The following is a 1,064-nucleotide window of genomic DNA, read 5'->3' as shown; positions in this document are numbered from 1 at the left end:
TACGGGCCCCCGTGATGCGGTCGGTGCGGGTGGCGTCCTGGCCCAGCAGTCCGCGCGCCAGGATCCGCTCGGCCGCGGCCCAGTCCCGATCACACGACAGGCCGCAGACGGGGCAGGACGCCCACGCCCAGCCGCGTTCGGCGAGCCAGTCCGGGGCCGGGCAATGTCGCAGCCGTGAGGTGCCCTCTCCGCAGCGGGGGCAGTACCGGGAGGTCCCGCGCGCCGGGACGGTGACCACGGCGATGCCGTTCTTGGCCGCCAGGTGCCGGATAGCCTCGACGATCTGCCCGCGCACCTGCCCCGACAGGCGCGCGTTCGCGCGTCCTCGGCGCCCGCGTGCTTCCAGGGTGGCCAGGTCTTCCAGATAGATGACCGTCGCGGCGTCGGCGACGGCCTGATCGACCGTCCAGCGAGCCGCCGACCAGGCCAGCGCCTTGTTCAGGTGCCGGATGCGTGCGCACAGCCGCTCGTGTTCGACGCCGACGCGCCGGCAGGCTGCGGCCAGTTGCGCGTAGCGGGGGTCGGCGGGTGTGATGCCGGTCAGGAGCCGCTGCTGGTGCCGGTGCTTGGCGGCCAGGTGCTCGCGTTCGGCCCGCAGCCGGTGCAGCTTCGCGGAGATGCCGCCAGCGTCGTAGGTGAGTGGCCGCCCGTCGCAGAGCACCCGGCCATCGTCGCTCAGCCGTCCGGCCGCGCCGGTCAGCAGGGTGTTGAGGCCCCAGTCGAACCCCATCCCGGTCACATGCCCGGTGGCGGGCGCGAACGCGATCGGGATCTGGAACGGCAGATCGATGCGTACCCGGCCGTCTTTCACCCGCAGGGTGGGGGTGCACAGCTTTGCCTGTGGCGGGACGGTCGGCGGCAAGGTGATCGGCAGCACGTGCCAGGCCCAGTCCCGGCCGGAGGCGGGCGAGGCGAGCAGGGGCAGCCGCAGCCGCAACCGGGCGCCGTGGTCGCCGGTGCGCTGCAGGGTGACCAGTTGCCGGTCGGCCGCGGCCAGCAGGATCTGCGCCGCGACGTTCGGGGGCTGCTCCAGGTCGGTCAGGTCGGTCGGGAACGCCTCATGC

At 73.8% G+C, this 1,064-nt stretch carries 1 protein-coding gene; it reads right to left on the bottom strand.

Translation table 11 applies throughout. The features are described 5' to 3' along the window. Positions 1-1,064 (bottom strand): zinc ribbon domain-containing protein (locus ACIHFD_RS67935; protein WP_397375983.1); only part of this gene is annotated, 1,064 nt, incomplete at both ends.

Source organism: Nonomuraea sp. NPDC051941, assembly GCF_044593615.1.
The sequence above is the reverse complement of the archived record's forward strand: the minus strand, read 5'-3'. Positions and strand labels throughout refer to the sequence as shown.